The sequence below is a fragment of the Dermacoccus sp. NHGro5 genome (genome assembly GCF_017565385.1).
Classification (GTDB): domain Bacteria; phylum Actinomycetota; class Actinomycetes; order Actinomycetales; family Dermatophilaceae; genus Dermacoccus; species Dermacoccus nishinomiyaensis.
The window spans coordinates 93,725-114,937 of the sequence record NZ_JAGEKQ010000017.1 but is presented as its reverse complement, the minus strand read 5'-3'; the positions used below and the strand labels follow the sequence as shown (position 1 = coordinate 114,937).

Annotated in this window: 25 protein-coding genes; 11 read left to right on the top strand and 14 right to left on the bottom strand. The window is 68.8% G+C overall.

Going from position 1 to position 21,213, the window contains the following annotated elements; translation table 11 throughout:
• The 8 genes from J4Z35_RS08825 to lepB (J4Z35_RS08790) all read left to right on the top strand — a co-directional run.
• A partial coding sequence (locus J4Z35_RS08825) for an IS3 family transposase (protein WP_208065520.1) occupies positions 1 to 203 on the top strand: 203 nt, incomplete at its 5' end.
• A gap of 264 nt (positions 204 to 467) precedes the next feature.
• On the top strand, positions 468 to 1,037 hold the full coding sequence (locus J4Z35_RS08820) for a sigma-70 family RNA polymerase sigma factor (RefSeq protein WP_243754971.1): 570 nt from the start codon (positions 468 to 470) through the stop codon (positions 1,035 to 1,037).
• A complete protein-coding gene (locus tag J4Z35_RS08815) occupies positions 1,034 to 1,750 on the top strand; it encodes an anti-sigma factor (RefSeq protein ID WP_208065522.1) in 717 nt (238 codons plus the stop codon). The genes J4Z35_RS08820 and J4Z35_RS08815 overlap by 4 nt, the downstream gene beginning before the upstream one ends.
• 862 nt (positions 1,751 to 2,612) lie before the next feature.
• The gene (locus tag J4Z35_RS08810; protein WP_208065518.1) at positions 2,613 to 3,419 is read left to right on the top strand and encodes a hypothetical protein; all 807 of its coding nucleotides are present in this window, start codon (positions 2,613 to 2,615) and stop codon (positions 3,417 to 3,419) included.
• A gap of 207 nt (positions 3,420 to 3,626) precedes the next feature.
• Positions 3,627 to 4,091, top strand: coding sequence for a class F sortase (locus J4Z35_RS08805; protein ID WP_208065517.1), 465 nt, complete (start codon positions 3,627 to 3,629; stop codon positions 4,089 to 4,091).
• Positions 4,092 to 4,594: 503 nt separating this feature from the next.
• Positions 4,595 to 4,915: a rhodanese-like domain-containing protein gene (locus tag J4Z35_RS08800; RefSeq protein WP_208065516.1), complete on the top strand. Its 321-nt coding sequence runs from the start codon at positions 4,595 to 4,597 to the stop codon at positions 4,913 to 4,915.
• A 1-nt stretch (position 4,916) separates the two neighbouring features.
• Complete coding sequence (gene lepB / locus J4Z35_RS08795) at positions 4,917 to 5,858, top strand: signal peptidase I (RefSeq protein ID WP_208065515.1); 942 nt, start codon at positions 4,917 to 4,919, stop codon at positions 5,856 to 5,858.
• Positions 5,859 to 5,978: 120 nt separating this feature from the next.
• Positions 5,979 to 6,656 (top strand): signal peptidase I, encoded by a 678-nt coding sequence (lepB, locus tag J4Z35_RS08790; protein WP_208065514.1) that lies wholly within the window; start codon positions 5,979 to 5,981, stop codon positions 6,654 to 6,656.
• A gap of 164 nt (positions 6,657 to 6,820) precedes the next feature.
• Here lepB (J4Z35_RS08790) and J4Z35_RS08785 read toward each other — a convergent pair whose 3' ends face one another.
• From J4Z35_RS08785 to J4Z35_RS08770, 4 genes are all read right to left on the bottom strand, one after another.
• The gene (locus tag J4Z35_RS08785; protein WP_208065513.1) at positions 6,821 to 7,759 is read right to left on the bottom strand and encodes a M15 family metallopeptidase; all 939 of its coding nucleotides are present in this window, start codon (positions 7,757 to 7,759) and stop codon (positions 6,821 to 6,823) included.
• Between the two features lie 274 nt (positions 7,760 to 8,033).
• Positions 8,034 to 8,897: a DNA-formamidopyrimidine glycosylase family protein gene (locus tag J4Z35_RS08780; RefSeq protein ID WP_074046308.1), complete on the bottom strand. Its 864-nt coding sequence runs from the start codon at positions 8,895 to 8,897 to the stop codon at positions 8,034 to 8,036.
• Positions 8,890 to 10,089 (bottom strand): phosphatase domain-containing protein, encoded by a 1,200-nt coding sequence (locus J4Z35_RS08775; protein WP_074046309.1) that lies wholly within the window; start codon positions 10,087 to 10,089, stop codon positions 8,890 to 8,892. The genes J4Z35_RS08780 and J4Z35_RS08775 overlap by 8 nt, the downstream gene beginning before the upstream one ends.
• A gap of 94 nt (positions 10,090 to 10,183) precedes the next feature.
• A complete protein-coding gene (locus tag J4Z35_RS08770) occupies positions 10,184 to 10,441 on the bottom strand; it encodes a hypothetical protein (protein ID WP_074046310.1) in 258 nt (85 codons plus the stop codon).
• Between the two features lie 252 nt (positions 10,442 to 10,693).
• On the opposite strand from J4Z35_RS08770, the gene ppk2 reads away from it, so the two are divergent.
• The gene (ppk2, locus tag J4Z35_RS08765; RefSeq protein WP_006943530.1) at positions 10,694 to 11,725 is read left to right on the top strand and encodes a polyphosphate kinase 2; all 1,032 of its coding nucleotides are present in this window, start codon (positions 10,694 to 10,696) and stop codon (positions 11,723 to 11,725) included.
• A 151-nt stretch (positions 11,726 to 11,876) separates the two neighbouring features.
• On the opposite strand, the gene J4Z35_RS08760 is transcribed toward ppk2, so the two are convergent.
• The 3 genes from J4Z35_RS08760 to J4Z35_RS08750 form a co-directional block, all read right to left on the bottom strand.
• Positions 11,877 to 12,311 carry a MarR family transcriptional regulator gene (locus J4Z35_RS08760; protein WP_243754970.1) on the bottom strand — a complete coding sequence of 145 codons (435 nt, stop codon included), beginning with the start codon at positions 12,309 to 12,311 and terminating at the stop codon, positions 11,877 to 11,879.
• 88 nt (positions 12,312 to 12,399) lie between these two features.
• Entirely contained in the window at positions 12,400 to 13,890 is a 1,491-nt protein-coding gene (locus J4Z35_RS08755; RefSeq protein WP_074046311.1) for a long-chain fatty acid--CoA ligase, read from the bottom strand.
• Between the two features lie 30 nt (positions 13,891 to 13,920).
• Positions 13,921 to 14,550, bottom strand: a complete 630-nt coding sequence (locus J4Z35_RS08750) for a TetR family transcriptional regulator C-terminal domain-containing protein (protein ID WP_074046312.1) — start codon at positions 14,548 to 14,550, stop codon at positions 13,921 to 13,923.
• A 63-nt stretch (positions 14,551 to 14,613) separates the two neighbouring features.
• On the opposite strand from J4Z35_RS08750, the gene J4Z35_RS08745 reads away from it, so the two are divergent.
• A complete protein-coding gene (locus J4Z35_RS08745; RefSeq protein ID WP_074046313.1) occupies positions 14,614 to 15,150 on the top strand; it encodes a hypothetical protein in 537 nt (178 codons plus the stop codon).
• A gap of 176 nt (positions 15,151 to 15,326) precedes the next feature.
• On the opposite strand, the gene J4Z35_RS14530 is transcribed toward J4Z35_RS08745, so the two are convergent.
• Positions 15,327 to 15,548 (bottom strand): hypothetical protein, encoded by a 222-nt coding sequence (locus J4Z35_RS14530; RefSeq protein ID WP_239304526.1) that lies wholly within the window; start codon positions 15,546 to 15,548, stop codon positions 15,327 to 15,329.
• A 92-nt stretch (positions 15,549 to 15,640) separates the two neighbouring features.
• Between J4Z35_RS14530 and J4Z35_RS14525 the strand changes: the two genes are divergently transcribed.
• Entirely contained in the window at positions 15,641 to 15,958 is a 318-nt protein-coding gene (locus J4Z35_RS14525) for a hypothetical protein (protein WP_243754969.1), read from the top strand.
• On the opposite strand, the gene J4Z35_RS08735 is transcribed toward J4Z35_RS14525, so the two are convergent.
• From J4Z35_RS08735 to J4Z35_RS14860, 6 genes are all read right to left on the bottom strand, one after another.
• On the bottom strand, positions 15,945 to 16,715 hold the full coding sequence (locus tag J4Z35_RS08735; protein ID WP_038566443.1) for a CPBP family intramembrane glutamic endopeptidase: 771 nt from the start codon (positions 16,713 to 16,715) through the stop codon (positions 15,945 to 15,947). The genes J4Z35_RS14525 and J4Z35_RS08735 overlap by 14 nt on opposite strands.
• Before the next feature lie 127 nt (positions 16,716 to 16,842).
• Positions 16,843 to 17,031 carry a hypothetical protein gene (locus tag J4Z35_RS08730; RefSeq protein ID WP_038566441.1) on the bottom strand — a complete coding sequence of 63 codons (189 nt, stop codon included), beginning with the start codon at positions 17,029 to 17,031 and terminating at the stop codon, positions 16,843 to 16,845.
• Positions 17,032 to 17,093: 62 nt separating this feature from the next.
• The gene (locus J4Z35_RS08725; RefSeq protein WP_038566439.1) at positions 17,094 to 17,513 is read right to left on the bottom strand and encodes a hypothetical protein; all 420 of its coding nucleotides are present in this window, start codon (positions 17,511 to 17,513) and stop codon (positions 17,094 to 17,096) included.
• The gene (locus J4Z35_RS08720; protein WP_006943511.1) at positions 17,510 to 17,665 is read right to left on the bottom strand and encodes a lipopolysaccharide assembly protein LapA domain-containing protein; all 156 of its coding nucleotides are present in this window, start codon (positions 17,663 to 17,665) and stop codon (positions 17,510 to 17,512) included. Before J4Z35_RS08720 ends, J4Z35_RS08725 begins: the two co-directional genes overlap by 4 nt.
• Positions 17,662 to 17,967: a hypothetical protein gene (locus J4Z35_RS08715; protein ID WP_074046315.1), complete on the bottom strand. Its 306-nt coding sequence runs from the start codon at positions 17,965 to 17,967 to the stop codon at positions 17,662 to 17,664. The genes J4Z35_RS08720 and J4Z35_RS08715 overlap by 4 nt, the downstream gene beginning before the upstream one ends.
• Before the next feature lie 75 nt (positions 17,968 to 18,042).
• Complete coding sequence (locus J4Z35_RS14860; protein ID WP_338122008.1) at positions 18,043 to 21,210, bottom strand: amidase; 3,168 nt, start codon at positions 21,208 to 21,210, stop codon at positions 18,043 to 18,045.
• Positions 21,211 to 21,213 lie beyond the last annotated feature (3 nt).

Here is a 21,213-nt window from a genome sequence, read left to right as displayed (position 1 = left end):
ACAAGGCCGAGTTGGTTCGCGGGCCCACCCGCTCGGGACCGTGGAAGACGGTCGAGGATCTCGAGCTCGCGACGCTCGGCTGGGTGCACTGGCACAACACGCAGCGCCTCCACGGATACCTCGGAGACGTCCCACCCGCCGAGTTCGAGAACGCGTTCTATGCTGTCCCCAACGACAGCAATCTGCTGATCGGAATCAAATAGCGCGAGTCTCCATCAGACCCAGGGCGCTTCAGGTAGCCGACACGTGTTGGTAGCGTCGCAGCCATCCACGTTGCACGTTCTAACCGTCGCGCTTGGAACCAACATCTTCACGCTGCGCCAACTAGACGTCGTCTTGAGCGTGCTGCCCGTCGTCCCAGCAGGCCCGCACGCTAGGCCGGGCTCGATGCCGCCCCATCCAGTCGGCCTGCCACTTCGAACAAGAAGGTGATTCATTCGTCGAACGGGGACGCCACAATGGATGGCATGAGTGCCCCTGCCGCGTCGATCTCGTTGTTGCTCGAGGCAGTGGCACGGGGTGAGGCAGCAGGCTTCGAGAGGCTGTACGACCTGTCGATCTCGCGGGTCTACGGTGTGGTGTTGCGTGTGCTTCGCGATCCCGCGTTGGCGCAAGAGACAACGCAAGAGGTCTTTCTCGAGGTGTGGCGCAAGGCAGCCTCCTTCGACGGTTCTCGCTCGAGCGGGTGGGGCTGGCTGCTCGCTATCGCTCATCGACGCGCTGTCGACGTGGTGCGTTCGAATGAGGCGTCGCGCGCACGTGATGGCGCCTACGCCCAAGACCTTGAGCGCGCAATTGTTCCCGGGCCCGAGGATGAGACCGTGGCCCGCGCCGAGCGACTCCGGGTACGCGAGTGCATGCAGAGCTTGACTCAGTTGCAGCGCCACGCGCTCGAGATGGCGTACTGGGATGGGCTGACTCACACGCAGATCGCACACGAGCTGGGGGCTGCTTTGGGCACGGTGAAATCACGTCTACGTGATGGCGTCCGTGCCTTGAAACGCTGCCTGGAACCTGCCGGGAAGGAAGGGTCATGAGTTCGGATGAGCATGCGATGCTCGAACTGTACGTTCTTGACGCGGTGGACGAGATGGAACGTCGGCGCTTCGACAAGCACCTGCGTGCCTGTTCCACATGCCGCCAACAGCGGGACTCGATGCGCGAGGTGCTCGCTGATCTGAGTCGCACGGTGGCAATGCCCGCGCCACCGCAGCTGCGAGAGCAAGTTCTCGCGATGGCCCGATCGACGCCGCAGCACGGCAGTATTGCGCTGGTTGAGGAGGCGACGGATGCTGATAGGCACCCAGCTCACCTGCTACGGCGGCGCGGTGTGTTGGCGGCGGCCGCGGCAATCGTGCTTGCGGCTGCAGGCGCCGGCACGTGGGAAGCCACCCATTCATCGCCCTCGCCTCCTTCGGCCGCCGCGATCCTGGATGATCCCAAAGCCGAGCACGCTCGGGCGATCTACCGTGGTTCGGTGGTCACCGTCGCGCGAAGAAACGGGCGGGCCGCGGTGCGGTTCGTGCCAGCCCCACCGCAGGTGCCTGGGCGTGTCTACACGGCTTGGTCAGCAGACGGCTCCGGCGCGCTCCGGAACGCGGGACAGCTACCTTCGACGAGCGGAGCCACGACGATCATGCTCGACGGCGACGTCAGCGCCGCGCGAGCTGTGGCCTTCACCACGGAGAGGGCGGGGACGCGCCCGACGCAACCCTCCACTCCGGCCTTGTTCACCGTGCACTTGAACTGAATCGATCGTGACGTGGATGGAGCCGAACTCACCGTGCTGACCCAAGGGTGCGCCGAGGCATGTGCCGGGTGTCGAATCAGCTCGCCAAAAGTTCCTGTCGGCCTCGGCAGCCCTCGCTGTCGCGTACGCTCGGCGCGCACTCCTCTCAAGGATGAAGGGCCCGTCGACCTTGTCACCCCCCGGCACCTACTCGTGACTGACTTCAGGACGTCCGAGATCAATGGTGACGTGCTGATCGGCACGCCCACTATCTGATAGTTCGCTGCGCCTTACGTCAATGAACACCCATCTGTTCGTCGTGGTACCGCCAGCGGTGCACGCTCTAGTGATGCTGATCCGACGAATGCAGCAGGCGACCGTCGTCTCCACTCGCGCAGGTTCCTTGGGGGTGGTGAGTGCGGTGTCGAGGCCCAGCGCGCATTGTGCGAATGTCTCCGCCTCGGCGCGCCGTCCGGAGGCCAGCTCGCTCTGCCTGCCTGTCGAGGCGACAAAGATGTGACGGACCGCGCCCGCCCCCAGTGAGCTTTGCCGCGGCCGCGCTCTGGTCAGCGCAAGGGCCGGGCCGCACGAGTCGAGACCTCGGCCGCCGTAGCCGGGAGATTCTGTGCGGGCATGCGGGCCAGCGATGGTGGCCCTGGTGTCTGCGGGGTCGCTCGGCGCGCGACAACGCTGGCGCCGCAGCGCATTGACCTGCGCATCCGGACGAGTTGATGACGTGGGTGTGGGCCCGTCGATGTGGGGCCTTCTCGAGAATTTTTTGGGTATGCCCCATCCAGGACGCGGCAGGCTCCGAACACTCCATAGTTCGACCTTCACGGCGGCCCCTGTCCGCCGGGTCGGGCACAGGTGAAAGGAATCGATCATGACGACTTTGCGAACGATCGCATCCACCGCGGGCGTGCTGGCCGCGACGACACTCGCTGCCGCCCCCCTCGCAGGTGCTGCAGCCGCCGGCGCGGCGACGCCCGCGCACAACGCGCCCACGTGGACGTTCCAGGCGAAGCTGACCGAGCTGAACCACAGTGGCGCCTGGTCCACCGTCTGGGGAAGTCTGCATGGTGATCAGCTGAAGCTGAAGATCACCAGCCATGGGCTGGCTGCGGGCGCTCCGCATGCGCAGCACATCCATGTCGGTGGCGCGGGCACGTGCCCGAGCCCGAACGCCACGGGCACAGGCGTCAACGGCCATCTGCTGGTCAAGGACGCCATGAAGAACTACGGCATGCCGATGGTGTCTTTGACGACCAGCGGTGACACGAGCGCGAAGTCAGCACTGGCCGTCGAGCGGTTCCCCGCAGGTGATGACACCTACGAACGCACCATCACGCTGGATGCGAAGTCGCTGCAAGCGGTCAAGGACGGCAGCGCCGTCATCGTGCAGCACGGGATCGACTACAACAAGAACGGCAAGTACGACGGGCCCGGCAAGTCCGACCTCGACCCGAGCCTGCCCGAAGAAGCCACCGACCCAGCAACCTGCGGTGTGCTGACCAAGAGCCAGATGAACCAGATGCCCTCCGGTGGTGTGCAGACCGGGATCGGTCAGCACAACCCCACCTCTGGTTGGGCCACCACCGCCGGCGGTGGTCTTGTCGCGGCGGGCGCTGTCGGCTTCGCGGGTGCAGGCCTGGCGCGCCGACGCCACAACCGCAGCGCACACAACGCGTGAGCGTCTGAGTTCGCTTCCATGACGTACCCTCCACGATCGGCCCGCCGCCACCTCATCACCGTGGTGGCGTGCGGGCTGCTCGTGCTCCTGGGCATCGGCGCCATGTGGTGGGGGCGTTCACATCAGTACAGACCACCCCCTGCCACAGCCGCCACATCTGCCCCGGCCACGCACGCCGCGGCACCCACATCCTCGAAGTCGGTCCCGGTGAACACCCGCAGCAGTGCCGACGTTGCACAGCCAGCGAACGTCTCGATTCCCCGACTGGGCTTGTCCGAAGATTTGCTGAGCTTAGGGCTCGATGCGTCTGGTGCCGTGGCCGTACCGAGCGGAGCCGACGTACAGCGCGTGGCCTGGTTCAATGGCTCACCTCGGCCGGGTCAACCCGGCCCCGCAGTCATCGAAGGACACGTCATCACACCCGACGGCAACGGGCCCTTCCACGAACTCGCCACACTCACCGCAGGCGACCGTGTCTCCGTACGCGACACCGCCGGAAAGACCCACGACTTCACTGTTTACCGAACCGCCCAATACTCCAAGACCACATTTCCTACCACCGAGGTGTACGCCAACACCGCCGGCCCAGAACTACGCCTCATCACATGCAGCGGAATATTCGACACCCGCACTGGCCACTACGACTCCAACACCGTCGTCTACGCCCACTAGAGGAACTCACCCCCGCTGTCTTCTCGTTGGTTGTGACGGCTACCCCCTCGGCCTTGTTGACAGCCCTACGGGCCCTGCCCGTCGTACGTTCAACGGCGCCCGCTCCGTGTGAAGCTGCCAGCTCGGAATGTGGGGGTGTGCCCGGCGGTGCGGGGGGTGGCCCAGTCCAACCTCGCCCCACACCACTGGCTGCGGGCGCGGCCCTTAGCCCCTCGGGGACAAAGCGGCTAGGCGCCACGCTGCACGCAACCGACGTTCGAGGATGAACCACGCACGGCCACTCCGAGTTGCTCAGCGACCCGCCGTACGGCGCCCCATCTCCGCCACGCCACCCGAAATCACCCACGTCAACCCCACGTGGATCCACTCATGTTGACGCCCTCCGGTGGACACGAATCGCAGAGGGGTACGGCGCGGCCAGGTGCCTGGGGCGGCGTGGAAGGCCTGCGTCGGGGCGCGTCACGCCTAGGAAGCCCACCCCAAGACGTGAGAGGCTTGCACGCATGAACACCGTGACTCCGAAGGACATTGCTGACGACGCCGTCGTGCTCGACGTTCGTGAGCAGGACGAGTACGACGCCGGTCACGCGCCGCGCGCCATCCACATCCCCCTCGCGGAGCTCCCGGCCCGCGTCGGCGAGCTTCCCGAGGTCGATGGCGACCTCCCCGTCGTCTGCCGCAGCGGCGGCCGCTCGGTTCGCGCCGTGCAATGGCTCGAGGGGCAGGGTCTCGACGTGGCGAACGTCGAGGGCGGCATGAAGCAGTGGCACGCCGACGGCAAGCCGATCCAGGCTGTCGGCGGCGGCGACGCCAACGTCATCTGACGTGAGCGACTCCCCCCTCTCGCGTCGCGCGCGGCGCAACGCCGACCCGCAACCTGCAGCCGAAGACGCTGCCGCCACCGGGTCCGACACGACCTCCTCGACGAGCGACACCCGCGATGGCGCCACGTCCGTCAGCTCCCGCAAAGCCACGTCGGCGCGTTCCTCGCGTGAGGACGCCACGTCCGCCGTCTCCGGCGACGCCACCTCGGCGCGCTCTTCGCGCGACGACGGCGCTACTGCTGCAACGGCATCCGGTGACGCCAAGCGTGAGCGCAAGCCACGCTCGACGGCTCGCACGTGGCTCGACCGCCTCATCCTCGTCGTCGCCGTCTGGGCGATCTGGGCGTTCATCACGACGTTCGTCGTGCAGCCGTTCCGCATCCCGTCCGGTTCGATGGAGAACACGCTGCGGGTCGGCGACCGCATCGTCGTCGCCAAGTGGGCGCCGCGATTCACGGACGTCAAGCGCGGCGACGTCATCGTGTTCAAGGATCCGGGCGACTGGACCGACCCCGTTCCGAGCGGCAACGCCATCACCGGGGGGATCCGCAAGATCGCCGAGGTGACGCACCTGTCCGCGAGCGGCAGCCACCTCGTCAAGCGCGTCGTCGGCGTCGGCGGCGACAAGGTCTCGTGCGAGGCGCCCGGGCAGAAGCTCACCGTCAACGGTGTCGCGATCACCGAGCCGTACCTGAAATCGGGTGTGCAGCCGTGCCAGGACAAGTTCTCCATCACCGTGCCCAAGGACAAGGTGTGGGTCATGGGTGACAACCGCTCGAACTCGGCCGACAGCCGCTACCACGACGACGGCACCGGACGCCTCGGCAGCGTGCCCGTCAGCGACATCACCGGCCGGGGTCTCGCCGTCGTCTGGCCGATCGGCAACATCGCCGGCGGCCACAACGACGAGGACGCCTTCTCGAAGGTGCCCGCCGCCAAGTGATCGGTTCGCGCTGAACGATCATTCGCGACGGGGCGCCGCGGCCAGTGATGGCCCGGCGCCTCACCTCGTCTGGCCGTCGGTGCCACGGTTCTCTCAGGCTGGGATGGTGGGATGTCGGGCATGAATCCGAAGCTCGCGGTGTGGCGCGATCGTCTCCTCACGATCGTCATCATCTGGGTGGCATGGGCGCTCATCTCGACGTTTGTCGCCCAGCCGTTCAAGATCCCCAGCGGGTCGATGGAGAACACGCTCGGGGTCGGCGACCGCATCGTCGTCGAGAAGTGGAGCCAGGACGTGAAGCGCGGCGACGTCGTCGTCTTCGCCGACGACCTGCACTGGGAACCCACGCAGGCCGCACCCACGGGCTGGCGCAAGGCGGTGCGCGACGTTGCGACGGCCACGCACATCGCCGCGGAGGGCAACCACCTCGTCAAGCGCGTCGTCGGCCTGCCCGGCGACGTCGTCAGCTGCTCCGAGCCGAACGCGAAGCTGACGGTCAACGGCGTCGCCGTCGACGAGCCGTACCTGCAGGGCGGGCTCGACGGCTGCACGCCGAGCCCCGGGCAGGCGAGCAAGTGGAGCATCACCGTGCCGGCCGGGCACATCTGGGTCATGGGCGATCACCGCGACGACTCCGCCGACAGTCGCTCGCACGACGACGGCACCGGACGCCTCGGCAGCGTGCCGCCGAGCGCCGTCACCGGGCGCGCCATCGCCGTCGTCTGGCCCCTCAACCACCTCGCAGGCGGCCACGGTGACGCAGACGCGTTCGCGAAGGTGCCCGCGCCGAAGAAGTGACCTCGGCACGCATTGCTGCCACGATGCGATGGGCTCGCTGGCGACTCCGAGGGACAACACCACGAGCCATCAATCATGCGGTGCATCGAAGGCAAGCACCGGGGTGCTCTCCGGGGCGGCGAACTCGACATCCGGCGCCGCTTCAGGCGCGCGGCGCCAAGCCGTCAGTATCCCGGCGCGGCGGGCAGGCCGAAGAGTTTTTCGAGCGTCGCGATGTCGCGTCGCGCATGCATGAATGCTGCGACCTCGGGGCCGACGTAACGCAGGTGCCACGGTTCGGGTTCGTAGCCCGTCACCGCGTGCTGGCCCTCGGGGTAGCGCACGACGAAACCGAACTCGTGCGCATGAGCGCCCACCCAGCGACCCACGGGCGTGTCCTTGAATGCGGGCTCGAGCTCGTGCTGACGGTCGACGCCCCGCACGTCGAGGGCCAGGCCAAGCTGGTGCTCGGAGTGGCCGGCGCGCGCGGAGTACGTGTCGGCGGCCTGCTTGCCGTCGCGCGCGGCGTAGGCGTCGTAGACGCGGGCCTGGTCGTCGAAGTCGCGGTGTGCGCTGACGGCTTCGAGCGCGACGTGCTCGCGCTCGGCGCGCGCGAACATCGCGTCGAGAGGCTTGCTCAGCCGTTCGTCGATCATGACGCCGTGCGCCACGAGGAGCTTCTTCGGCTCGTCCGAACGGGCCAGCGCGAGGCGCTTGTTGACGACGCGCAGCAACGACGAGCGCAGCGCGTCGGGCCGCGTGTCGACGCTCACCGACGTGTCGGGCGCGCTCCGGGTGCTGATGTCGATGCGGCTCACGGCGGAGTGCTTGACCGGCAGCGCCACGACGACGACGCCACCTGCGGCGCGTTCGATGGCGACCGCGTCGTCCTGGTGCGCCCACAACTCGCCGTCATGGAGCCGCGCGACGACGGCGGCGACGTTCGGCGTCACGGCGAAGGCTTGCAGGTGCAGGGCGCGCAGCGCGTCGGCGTCAGTGCCGGTGACGAGCGAGGGCGATGTAGTCGATGCCGCCAGCGCCCCGGACGAACCCGCAATTCCGGCGGCTGCCGCCAGCGCGGCCACGGGTGCGGCGAGGGCGGCGCGGCGCGTCACGTCAGCCATGGCCCTCACCCTTCTTCACGCCCCGTCGACAACGCCCACGCTCTGGCTGCACACCTGAGCGGGGGACGACCGAAAACGGGAAGACGATCTCGTCGAGATCACGATATCGTCACGGCGGCATCCGCGTCACACCGGGCGCCGCCCCGGACCCGGCCTCCTCGCACGATGGCGAGTGACTCACAGGTGGGCGCGCAGTTGGCTGCCTACCTGTGAGTTACCCGCCATGTTGTGGCCTGCGAACTGACATCACCCGCCAGGCATCTCGCGAGCAGGCTCACTTGAGCAGCTTGCTCATCCGTCGATCGGCGAGCGGCTTGCCGCCCGTCTGACACGTCGCGCAGTACTGCAACGAACGGTCGGCGAACGACACCTCGCGGATGACGTCGCCGCACACCGGGCAGGCCTCGCCCGTGCGCCCGTGCACGCGCATCCCGGCGCGTTTGGCGTCCTTGAGATCCTTCGCGGGCTTGCCGGCCGCAGCGTCGACGGCATTCGTCAGGGTCGTGATCAGCGCGTCGTACAGCGTGTCGATCTGCCCGGGCTCGAGCGATGACGTCAACGCGAACGGCGAGAGCTTCGCGACGTGGAGCACCTCGTCCGAGTAAGCGTTGCCGACGCCCGCGATCTCGTTCTGATCGCGCAACAACCCCTTGATCTGCATGCGCCTGCTCGCCACGAGCTGCCCGAACGCCTCGCGGGTGAACTCGGGCGACAGCGGGTCGATGCCGAGCTTCGCGATGCCCGGCACGTCGACGACGTCACGCACGATGTGCACGGCGAGGCGCTTCTGCGTGCCGGCCTCGGTCAGGTCGAAACCGGAACCGTCGTCGAAGCGCACGCGCAGCGCGATCGGCGACTTGCCGGGCCGCAACACCGTCGTCGGCAGCGCGTCGGACCAGCGCAGCCAGCCTGCACGCGAGAGGTGGAACACGAGCGACAGCCCGCCGCTCGTCTCGAGGGCGATCCACTTGCCGTGGCGGCTGACGGCGTCGACGACGAGCCCCACGAGCGCCTGCGGTGGCGGGTCGAACGTCTTGAGCACGGCGATGGAGGCGAGTTCGACCCCGACGATCGCGCGCCCGACGATGCGCTCGTCGAGAAACCCGACGAGCCCGCTCACCTCTGGCAGCTCAGGCATGAACCCTCCCCCTCACCCGTCGCGCCTGCGGGGCCGCAATGGCGGCGACCGAACCACGCCCCGGATCGACGACCGCGCTCACACGTTCGTGGAGCACGAAACCGTTGGGCCCCTCGAGCCACGGCACACCCGGCACCCGACCGGCCACGTCGTCCATCTGCAAGGGATGGCCGTGGCTGAGCAGCTGCTGCGCGGGCGTGAGCTGACGGATGGCGATACCCGCGACGTGCTCGGGATAACTGAGCGCGAACTTCTCGTACAACGCCGGGTCGTGCTGGCCATCGTCACCGACGAGGAGCCAGCGCACGTCCGGGAACTCGGACGCGAGACGCCGCAGCCAGCGACGCTTGTGCTCCGGGCCCGAGCGGAACCACGCCGTCTCCGTCGGCCCCCAGTCCGTCAGCAGCAGCGTGCCGCGCGGAAAACCGCTGCGGCGCAGGAAACGCGTGAGAACGGGTTGGGTGTTCCAGGCACCCGTCGACAGGTAGAACATCGGCGCACCCGGGTGCCCCGAGAGCATCGAGCGATAGAACGCCGCCATGCCCGGCACCTCGCGACGCACCGTCTCGCGCACGACGAACGTGTTCCACGCCGCGATGAGCGGGCGCGGCAGCGCCGTGATGAGGGCCGTGTCGTCGATGTCGCTGATGATGCCGAAGCGCGCCTCACCGCTGATGATCTGCATCGCGGCGTGCGTGACGATGCCGTCGCACTCGATCGTCGCCTCGTGCCAGCCGTCGCGCAGGCCGTGGCCGACGACCTCGATGTCGAAGTACCCGCCCCGGTCGGTGTGGCCGACGGCGCGCGCGGCGCCGAGGCTCACCGTCACCTCTTCACCGGTCTGCGGGACGGAGAAGAAGGCCCGGAATCCGCGGCGTACGAGCGAGTCGTCGTGCGCGGCGGGCACGGCGGGCTGGCCGCTCTTGCCCATGACGACGCGGCCCAGCACGACGGCGCGCCCGCCCTCTGGGATGCGGCGCTGACGGCCGCTCGGCTGCCCCGACGCACGCCACGTCTGGGTCTTCGGGCGTGGGGCGCTGACGTACGGGTTACGCCCCTCGAGTTCGGGGTCGACCGAGCCGAACCCGACGTACGGGAACACGCGCTTGCTCCAGTGACGCCGCTCGAGCAGCGTCGACGTCGATCTGTTCAGCCGATCCTCGAGGCGGGAGGCGATGTGCGCGCGAGACATGCCACCACCCTATGACCCCGCACCGACAACCGCCGGGCAGCGGCGAGGATACGGGGCCCGGGGCGGCGATGAGCGGTCGATGCTCAGGCGTGGGTCAGGCCTGCGCCTTCGGCAGCGCGGCCTCGACGGTGGGGGTGCCCGCGTCCTCGTCGTCCTTCAGCGCCGTGATCTCGCGGACGAGGCGCTCGAACTCGGGCGTGTCGACGGTGACGCCGGCCGCGTCGAGGCCCTCCTGCAGCTTGTCGGCGATCTTCGCGTCGCTCGCGCTGTAGTCCCACGAGGTCGCGGTGTCGACGGCGGCCTGCGCGGCGTCGCGTGCGGCCTGCAGCTCTTCGTCGGTGTACGAGTTCATGCTCTGCTCCTTCGCGGTGGGTCGCGTCCGAGCACCTCGGACGCCTGGAGGCCAGTGCACCACGAGCCCGACGTCCGCCGCACCGCCCTTACGGGTGGCCTCCTCCCGCATCATCCGCGGGCAGCATCCGCCCGAATGGCACACGTCTGCTCACCAACCTGACGAAGCCGCTGCGTGAACGCGAGGGGACGTTTGACCCATCCTGGCCCCAAACCCTGGCCCTGGGGGTGTCATGTCGACCAAAATGGGGGCATGGGAAAGAAGAAGTTCAAGACGCAGGACGAGACCTGGCAGCACAACTACCCGTACGACGTGAAGATGACACGTACGGAGTACGAGTACCTCAAGCGCCAGATGCAGATCGAGCTGCTCAAGATGCAGGCGTGGGTCAAGGAGAGTGGCGAGAAGGTCGTCCTCATCTTCGAGGGGCGTGACGCCGCCGGCAAGGGTGGTTCGATCAAGCGCTTCAACGAACACCTCAATCCGCGTGGTGCGCGCACCGTCGCCCTCGACAAGCCGACCGAGCGCGAGATGGGCCAGTGGTACTTCCAGCGCTACGTCTCGCACCTGCCCACCGCCGGTGAGATCGTCTTCTTCGACCGCTCCTGGTACAACCGCGCCGGCGTCGAGCGCGTCATGGGTTACTGCACCGACGAGCAGTACGACGAGTTCATGCGCACTGCGCCGCAGTTCGAGCAGATGCTGACGGGCTCAGGCATCCACCTGCGCAAGCTGTGGTTCTCCGTCGGCAAGGCCGAGCAGCTGACGCGCTTCGAGAAGCGCCGCACCGACCCGGTGCGTCAGTGGAAGCTGTCGCCCACCGACCTCGCCTCCCTCGACAAGTGGGACGATTACACGAAGGCGAAGGAGGCCATGTTCGAGCACACCGACACCGAGTGGGCCCCGTGGACGGTCATCAAGAGCAACGACAAGAAGCGCGCCCGCGTCGAGGTCATGCGCTACGTGCTCGACTCGCTCGACTACCCGGGCAAGAACACCGACTTCATCCACGCGCCCGACCCGCTCATCGTCGGCCCCGCCAAGCACATCCTCGACGAGGGTGAGGGCGGCTTCCAGGAGGGATACCCCGACCGTCACGACGGCGGCAAGACGCCGACGCACACGGCCCCGAAGTCGAAGTCGGCTGCCAAGGCGCGCGCCAAGGCCCAAGCCGAGGTCAAGGCGCTCGAGATGCAGCGGGCCGCCGAGTCAATCGCGCGCGGTGACGGCGACAAGTCGGCTGAGCAGAAGTCGGCCGAGGCCAAGGCGGCCGAGGGGCGCTGACGCCGCTCACGCTCGCGCAGGCGAACACGATGGCGGGTAACTCACAGGTAGGCGGGCAACTTCGCGCCTACTCGTGAGTTACCCGCCATCATGACGTTCGGGGTGGGTGGCTCGGGGGTTCGTGACGTACGGGTCAGGGGGCGACGAGACGTCAGGGCTGAGTGTCGGCGCGCTGCTTCGCGAGGCGTCCCTCGAGGATCTCGAGAGCGGCGTCGAGCGTCGCAAGTTCTTCCTCGCTCATGCCGTCGAGCAGCGGGACGACGACCTCGGCGCGCGCCTCGCGTGCCTTCGTCAGCGTCTCCCGGCCTGCGGGCGTCATCGTGACGAGCGTCGCGCGCCCGTCGCGTGCGTCCTGCGAACGATTGACGAGGCCGAGGCCCTCGAGGCGTTTGACCTGCGTCGTCATCGTCGGTTGAGACGAGTTGTCGGCCGTCGCGAGATCGCCGATGCGTGACGGGCCGAGGTCATCGATGAGGGAGAGCAGCCGCAGCTGAGCCGCGGGGGCGGGCAGCTGCGCGTGGCGTGACGCCCATCGGTTGAGCCGGGCCACGACGAGCAGCAGACGGTCGCCTCGTGAAGTGGTCATGCTCGCCATCGTAGGACCCGCGGGCGTCTCGAGGGGCGAGGTCGGCGTCACCGCCTCACCCCGACGGGCGGGGTGAGGCGAACATCGTTCACTGCGACCGCAGTTCGCGCTTGAGAATCTTTCCGGTCGCGCCCTTGGGCAGCGTTTCGATGAACGTCACGTGGCGCGGGTACTTGTACGCGGCGACGCGCTCCTTCGCGAAGGCCTTGACGGCGTCGGCGTCGAGGTTCGAGCCCTCTGTGCGCACGACGAAGGCGGCGACCTCCTCGCCGTAGTGCTCGTCGGGCACACCGACGACGGCGACCTCCGCGATCTCCGGGTGCTCGTACAGCGCCTCCTCGACCTCGCGGGGGTAGACGTTGTACCCGCCGCGGATGATCATGTCCTTCGACCGGTCGACGATGAAATAGAAGCCGTCCTCGTCCTGGTGGGCGAGGTCGCCGGTGTAGAACCAGCCGTCGCGGATGGCCTTCGCCGTCTCCTCCGGCTTGTTCCAGTAGCCCTTCATGATGTTGTGCCCGCGCACGGCGACCTCGCCCACCTCACCGACGGGCAGCGGGTTGCCGTCGAGGTCGGCGACCTTCATCTCGACGCCCTCGATCGGCGTGCCGATCGAACCGGGCTTGCGCTGGGCGTTCGGGTGGTTGAACGACGCGACAGGTGAGGTCTCGCTGAGGCCGTAGCCCTCGAGGATCGTCGCGTCGAAGCGCTCCTCGAACTTGCGCAGCACCTCGACGGGCATCGCCGAACCACCCGAGATGCAGGTGCGCAGCGACGCGAGCTTCACCTCGGGTGCCTTCGCGGCGGCCGCGAGCATCGCCTGGTACATCGTCGGCACGCCCTCGAAGACGGTGACCGAGTCACGCTCGATGATCTCGAGCGCCTTCGTCGGCTCGAAGCGCGGCAGAAGGGTCAGCGTCGCGCCCCTGGAGACGGACACGGCCATCGCGCACGTCAGGCCGAAGACGTGGAACAGCGGCAGGCAGCCCATGACGACGTCGTCGGACGTCACCTCGACGAGCGTGCGCGCCGTGACGTCCTGGTTCTTCTCGAGGTTGTCGTGGGTGAGCTCGGCCCCCTTCGGGCGACCCGTCGTCCCCGAGGTGTAGAGGATGACGGCGGTGTCGCTGCCATCGCGCTCGACGATGTCGGACGTCGGCTCGAACTTCGCGAGCAGGCTCTGCAGCTGATCGTCACCGACCTCGACGAACGTGACGCTCTTCTGCTCGGCCGCCTTGGCCATCTCACCGGCCATGCCGAACGCCAGCTTCACGCCGGCGTCCTCGAAGTAGTAGTCGATCTCGCGCCCCATGAACAGCGGGTTCATCGGCACGAGAACGGCGCCCGCGCGCCACACGCCGTACGCGACGACGGGGAACGCCGGCACGTTGGGCAGGCTGAGCGCGACGCGATCCCCGGCGCCGACCCCCTGGTCGGCGAGGAAGGTCGCGAGTCGTTGTGTCGCGTCGTCCAGCTGCGACCACGTCAGCGTGAAGTCGTCGAGCTTGATCGCGACGTCGTCCGGCTGACGCTCGGCGGTGCGCGTGAGGTTGGCGGCGATGTTGAGCTCGTTCGTCATGACGTGATCCTAATCACTCAGCCCGGGTGTTCAGTGACCGGGGTCACGCATGTCTCGAAACCCCGCCGCCGCACCCGTCAGCTGCTCGAGGTGATCCTGCAGCACGTCGAGCGCCCAGTCGCACGGATCACCCGGCCCCTGACGGATGAGTTGCAGCGCCAGCCCGTCGAGCAGGGCGTGCAGACGCCTGTGCTCGGAGTCGGCGCTTCGCGATCCGGCCAGCAGGCCGACCGCGTCGAGGCGGCCGATGACGATGACGCACATCTGGCGCAACGCCTCGTCGGACTTGGTGCACTCCTCGCGCATCTGCGGGTCCGCCAACGCGCTGATGGACAGGGCCAGCCAGACCTCCATCTCGACGCGGCGGTCTTCGTCGAGGGGCAGGACGTGGGTGCACGCCTGCCACGCGAATTCGCGGGCGTCGAGGTCCACTGGCAACGCGCGAAATCGCTCGACCCCGCGCTGGAGAACCAGCTCCAGACAGAATCGGACGAGGCTGCGCTGCGTCGGGAAGGAGCGACGCAGTGAGCCGACCGCGAGATCCGCCTGCGCGGCGACGTTGCGAACGGACAGGCCCCGGATTCCCCGGCTACGGAGCACCTCCCATGCCGCCTCTGCAATGGCGATCTCTCTCGCGGCATGATCGATGACCTTCGGCATCCCACCATCTTAGTACGGTCGTGCTAACTTGTTTTTGGTACAACCGTACTCATTGGGAGGGTCATGATCATCGCCATCATCGCTGCCTGCGAGATCCTCTTCTGGGTCTTCGTCATCGCGGGCCTGGCCGCGCGCTACCTCCTCGAGCGCCGGCGCCTCGGAGCTGCCCTGCTCGTCATGGCCCCCGTGACCGACCTCGTCCTCCTCGCCGCCACGGCCATCAGCCTGCACCGCGGTGACGCGGCACACCTCGGGCATGCGGTGGCCGCCGTCTACATCGGATTCAGCGTGGCCTACGGCCATCGCATGATCGATTGGTGTGACACACGCTTCACCCATCGCTTCGCGGCCGGGCCGGCGCCCGTCAAGGCGACTGGGGCGACCTACACCCGCCAGTGCTGGGCCGACGTCGCGCGGACGAGCGTGGCCGCGGCCATCACCTGCACGCTGACGGCGGTACTCATCGCGATCGCAGCCGACACCTCGTCCGCGGGCGCACTTTCGGGCAACTACACGTGGATGGGCGTCATTCTCGGCCTGGACGTGTTGTGGGCCGTCAGCTACACGCTCTGGCCACGACGTGCCTCGAAGAACGGCTGACACCATGCCGGAGGTGGGCGCAGATCCGGGAGCGCCCGGATGCTCATGGTGGCAAGGTGGACGTGCCAACCGACGACTCGAGCGACGAGGAACCGTCATGCGTCTGCCCCGACCCCGCTTCACCCCGCAGATCATGCGCGTCGTGCGTGACGTCGACCGTCTCGACCGTTCGCTGTTCACAGCGATCGCCGAGCATCAACCCACGAGCAGGAGGGGTTAACAGCGCGCGTGTCATCCGACGCATCGAGAAGTTGCTGCCCGAGGCGGAGATCGTCCGTCTCGGGCAGGGGCAGGATCTCGACGACCTGCTCGCCGACGCGGCCGCGCGCTGCGACGTCCTCGGCGTCGGCGGCGGTGACGGGACGCTGCAAGCCGGTGCGCGGCACGCGATCGAGCACGACGTGCCGCTCGCGGTGTCACCCTCGCCGGCATCTTCATCGGCAACGGCCGCTACGACCCGCCCGGCGACGCACCGCAGACGCGGCTGCGCATGGACGACAGGCAGCTCGACCTGCGGTTCTTGGAGCGAGGCTCGCGGTGGGCCGCCGTCCGCACGCTGTTCGCCGTCTTCACCGGCGGGCTCGGACGGTTGCCGCTCTACCACGAGTTCGACGCGCCGAAGGCTCACCTCGAGGTCGTCGGCGGTCCCATCCCGTTCGCCCGCGACGGCGAGGTGACCGGCTCGGGGACGGTGCTCGACCTCGACGTCGCCTACCGCGCTCTCACCGTCTATCGGCCGCGCACAGGCAGTTGGAGTCGCGTGCTGCGACGCTTCGGATGGCGCCGCCAGGGCGTCACAGCCAGCTGACGCGGCCGGCGAGCAGCTCGTAACCGACGAAGCTGACGACGTCGAGGATCGTGTGCGCGACGATGAGCGGCAGGACGCGTCGCGTGCGCGTGTAGAGCCAGCCGAAGATCAGGCCCATGACGACGTTGCCGACGAACCCGCCGAGGCCCTGGTACAGGTGGTAGCTGCCGCGGATCAGCGCGCTCACGACGATCACCTTCGTGCGCCCCCACCCGGCCTGAGACCAGCGCGTGAAGAGGTAGCCGATCATGACGACCTCTTCGAGGATCGCGTTCTGCGCGGCGGCGAGGACGAGGATCGGAAAGACCCACCAGTGCTCGCCCAGGCCGGACGCGACGACCGTCGTGTTGATGCCCATGGCCCGCGAGACGAGGTACAGCGCGAGGCCCGGGATGCCGATGACGGCGGCGAGCAGCGCACTGAGGACGGCGTCGGGTGCCTGGCGTGTGCGGTCGATCCCGAGGTAAGCCAGCGGCTTTCGCAGTTCGCGCGACAGCAGGAGAACGACGAGCGCCACCGGCACGAGCGCCAGCGCGATCTGCACGAGCTGATAGACGACGTCGAGCCACTGCGTGCTCGAACGCGACGAGTTGAGCGTCGACGTCTGCTGACTGATCGACGTGTGCGTCGCGCGCGCCGTCAGGGCCGTGCGCAGCAGCGAAAGCGCCGACCAGATCGCGCTCGCGCCGAGGCTGAGCAGCAGGACGATGACCGTCTCGGCGAGCAGTTGACGCCGCGGCAGGCGCGTGCGGGCCACGTCGAGTCTCGTACCAGGCCAGGCCATCTGGCCTCGCAGACGGCCGAGCGCTGTTCGTGCGCGCTCACTCGGCGCGTCGACTCGGGTACTCACCGAAGCAGCGTGGGGTTCAGCAGCACAGCGCGGTTCACGAGACGCCGACAGAGCCGGCGTCGTCGTCATCGGTGCCCGTGTCGGTGACGACGTCGTCGGAGTCAGCGTCGGCGTCGGCGTCGGCGTCGGATCCACCGTCAGCCTCGGCGTCGGGTTCTGCCTCGTCATCGAGGACGTGAACCGGGGCCTCGTCGTAGGGGTCGTTGATCGTGTCGTCGCTCATGTCAGATCCTCGCTCGTCGAATGTTCGTCCTGGCCCGTCGTCGGTGTGCCAGCGGCCGCGCATCACTCGTCGCGGCGCGAGGTGAACGCGCTGCCGACACTGCCACTCGGGCGATGCGCGGGCACGTCGGGACGGGCCTCGTCGCGTTCTTCGCCGTCGACCCGGGACGCGACGTGTCGCTCGCCGTTGATGGGCTCGCCGTCGCCGAGCCCGTCGGACGGGTCGTCGCGGCGCGAGCCTGCTGCATCCGAGCCTGCTGCAACCTGGCGTCCTGCACCTGCCAGTCCTGCGCCGGCGCGTCCTGCGTCCGAATGGCCGTCGCTAGAACGTCCTGCGCGCCGCGAGCCACCGTCGCGTCGCTCACGCTCAGCGCTCACGGGCGCATCGTCGAGGCGACGCACGACGGTGAACCAGGTGATGGCGAAACCGGCGACGAGCGCCAGCACCGCTGCGGGCCACAGCTGAGCGGCGAGCCAGATCATCGGACGCTCCCCGCGTCGCCCTCGTGTTGCTCGTCGAGTTGGCGCAGGTCGCGGCGCGTCGGGTAGAGCGCGGCGGCGAGCAGCCAGGCGATGAGGGCGCCGAGAACGAAACAGACGAGCATGACGAAGACGCTGTCGATCACGAGGTTCATCGGTGCACCTTCACCGTGCGGACGCCGTCGACGTGCGACGCGGCGTCGCGCACCGAGTCGATGGCGTCGTTGCCCGAACGCGCCGGGACGACGGCGGTGACGTCGCGGCCGTCGACCGAGACGGAGACCTGCGCGACGCCCGTGCCGGCGACGCTGCGCTCGACTCGCTGCTGCAGGTTGGATTCGATCGAGGACTTGCCGAGGAACGCAGCCGCAGCGCCGAGAACGAGTGGGACGACGACGAACGCCGCCCACCACGCCCGACTGAGTCGGGCGGGCATGCGCGTGCCTGAACGCTCCACTGCGTCTCCTTCGTTCTTCAGGTGCTCATCGTCGAACGTCGCCCATTGTGCCTGGCGTCACCGACAACGCCGTCGTCACGCGCCGTTCGATGCGGCGCCGACACCCGGTTCGTCGCGGTTCGGAACGCCGCCCTGGGCCGCCTCGCCCACCTGGTCGAGGCGACGGAACGGGTGGGCCGCCTCGATCTGCAGGGCCAGCCGCAGCAGCGTGTTCTCGTCGCCGATCTGCCCGGAGATCATGACGCCGACCGGCAGCCCGTCATCGGTCCGTCCGAGCGGCAGGCTGATGGCGGGTGCGCCCGTCGCGTTGTGCAGCGGCGTGAAGGCACAGTAGGCGAGCACGCGCTCGAGGTGCGTCTCGTAGTCGAGATCGCCTGCGAGATAACCGATCTCGGGTGCGACGTGGGCGAGGACGGGTGAGACGAAGACATCGGGGCCGCTCGCCATCTGCGAACGGTACACACGACCCGACGCCTGCAGACGCGCGAGGAACTTCGGCGCGTGCGCGAGCCGGCGGCGTCCCATCTGCGCGAGCCCGAGCGTCAACGGGTCGAGCTTGCTCGCGTCGAAATCCTTGTGGAACAGGCGCTTGCCGCCCGCCACCGTGTTGAACGCGAGGAAACCCCAGTAGTCGAGAAAATCCTGTTGGAACGACTCGGGAATCGTCGGTTGCCAGTCGACGATGTCGTGCCCGAGCCCGCCCAGCATCGTGAGAGCCGTGTCGACGGCGGCTCGCGTCGGTGCATCCGACGGAGGCGCGAACGGACTGTCGTGCATGAACCCGATGCGCAGCGGGCGCGTCAGCTCGGGGTGCGACGTGACGTCGATCGGCGGTAGGCGGCGCGCCGGGTGCACGCGCTGGGCGTCCTCGAAGAACGTGACGGTGTCGCGCACCGTGCGCGTCAGCACCGAGTCGGTGACGATCTTCACCGGCATCTGCGCGGAACTCTCACCGATGATGAGGCGCCCGCGCGTCGGTTTGAGGCCGACGAGGCCGCACGTCGCGGCGGGAATGCGGATCGAGCCACCACCGTCGTTGCCGTGCGCGATGGGGACGACGCCCGACGCGACGAGCGCCGCCGAACCGCCGGAGGAACCGCCCGAACTGCGCGACGTGTCCCACGGGTTGCGCGTGACGTTGCCGCCAGGGCGTTCCGTCGTCGCCGTCCAGCCGAACGGCGGCATCGTCGTCGTGCCGATGGGGACGATGCCCGTGCCGAGGATCTGCGTCACGACCTTGCCGCTGCGGCGGCTGCTGACGCGCGGCATCGCCTCCGAACCCTGCGTCATCGGCACGCCGGCGACGACGACGTTGTCCTTGAACGCGCTCGGCACGCCGCGCAGCGCGGCGTCCGGATGATCGTGGCGCCCACCTCCGAGGCCCGCGTCGATACGACCAGCACGCTGACGGGCGCGCTTGGCATCGATGAACTCGATGGCGTTGAGCACCCCGTCGACCTTCTCGGCGCGCGCGAGCGCAGCCTCGACGGCCTCCGTCGCGCTGACGCGGCCCGAGTCGATGGCGTCGGCGAGCGCTGTCGCGTCCATGTCACCGAGCGCATCGTCGGTGAACGCGTGGATCTGCTTCGGCCTCGTCTCGGACATCATCTGACCCCTTTTCGTCGTGGCAGCTTCGATCTGCCAGTGTGCCGCCTGCGACGCCGCCTGTGGGCCGAAGCGCGCAACTCGGGTGGCCGATGCCGCCCGTGTCGCCGATGTCGGCATGGCCTCGACGATGGTGGTGGCGGTGCGTGCGAGGGCACGCCTCCCTGGGCATGGTGACGGTTCAGCGGCCGAGGTGGGCGCGAGGTTCGGGGCGGGGATTCCGTTGTCGTGCAGCAGGGTTCGCGCCGCGTGCCAGCCGCACATGCCGTGGACGCTGGGGCCCGGCGTCGTCGCTCCCGAGGCGAGGTAGACACCGTCGGCGGGTGTGCGCCAGGGCGTCGGTGACACGACGGGACGCTTGAGCATCTGCGTCATCGTGACGGCGCCGCTCGCGAAGTCGCCGCCCGCGAAGTTGGGACTGACGGCTGCCGCGAACTCGTCGGCGCGCGTCGCTGTTGAGGCGAGCACGAGGTCACGGAAACCCGGGGCGTGCTCCTCGACGGCGGCGAGGACGGCCTCGGTGGCGTCGACGTCGCTGTCGAACGGCACGTGAACGTACGCCCAGAACGTCGCCTGCCCGGCCGGCGCGCGCGTGGAATCGGCGATACTCGGCTGCACGGCCAGAACGTAGGGACGCTCGGGCACCCGCCCGCGCGCGACGTCGTTCTCCGCCGCCGCGATCTGCTCGCGTGTGCCGCCGAGGTGCACCGTGGGGGCCTCGCCGATGCGCGGATCGCTCCACGGGACCGGCCCGGCGAGCGCCATGTCGACCTTGCTCACGCCGCTGCCCGGCTTGAACCGCTCGAGAGCGCGCCGGTAGCGATCGGGCAGGCGCGCGGCGGCCATCGTCAGGAACGCGGGGACGCCGACGTCGAGCACGGCCGCGTCGTACTCGTCGAGCTGCGCGAGATCGGTGACCTCCCGCCCGAGGTGGACGCGCCCACCGTGCGCCTCGAGGTCCGCGACGAGCGCGTCGACGATCGTCTGTGAACCGCCGACCGGCACCGGCCAACCCTGCGCGTGCGCGGTTGCGCTCAGCACGAGCCCGCCACCGGCCATGGCGAGAGTGGGGTGGCGGCCGATCGTGTGCGCGGCGCACCCCGTCAGCATCGCCGGGGCGACGTCCTCGACGAACCGGCGTGACCATGCGGGCGTGCCCGCCTCCAGGACGCGCGCGCCGTAGACGGCCGCCGCGATCGGGTCGCGTGGCACCCGCAGCAGCGTGTTCATCGTCATGTCGGTGACGCCGCGCAGGCGCTCGACGACGGGGCCGAGGAAGGAGCGGTAGGCGTCACCGTCCGCGCCGAGTGCGTCGGCCGCACGGTCAAGGTCGCGATACCCGATGCCGCTGCGGCCCCCCGGCAACGGATGTGCGAACGAGGCCTCGGGCACGACGAGGTCGATGCGCCGCGCAAGGTCGAACTCCTGGAAGAACGGGCTCGCGAGCGCCATCGGGTGGACGGCGCTCGCGACGTCGTGGCGAAAGCCCGGCAGGCTGAGTTCGCGGGTGGCCGCGCCACCGCCCGTCCACCCGTTGCGTTCGAAGACGTCGACGGCGAGCCCGGCGCGCGCCAGCGTCACGGCCGCGGCGAGGCCGTTGGGTCCGGCGCCGACCACGGCCACGCGCGTCAAGTTCATGCG